A 280-nucleotide genomic window follows, 5' to 3' on the forward strand; every position below is an offset into this window, starting at 1 on the left:
GTGGTTGTTGGCGGTTTGGGCGGCTTTGTTCAGGCTTTTGGCCAGGGAGAGTGCCTGTTCGAGTTGGGCGACGGCATCGTCCATATCCAGCACTTTGCCGTTGGCATCCTGGTTTTGTGCACTGACAAGTATGCCCTTACCCGCCCGTACGGCACCCCAGCCGTCGGTTCTGAGTTCGAAGCCTTCGCCGTTCTCTCCGCGTTTGTTGCGGTTTGAATCGACGATATGGCCGAGGTTGAGTTGGGATTTCTGATAGTCGGTGGCGAGTTTGATGTGTTCC

At 56.4% G+C, this 280-nt stretch carries 1 protein-coding gene; it reads right to left on the reverse strand.

Going from position 1 to position 280, the window contains the following annotated elements; genetic code table 11:
* Nucleotides 1–280: type VI secretion system Vgr family protein (locus ACTHUT_RS22365; RefSeq protein WP_440386923.1), on the reverse strand; the 280-nt coding region annotated here is incomplete at both ends.

The organism is Neisseria sp. P0022.S010 (assembly GCF_051956635.1).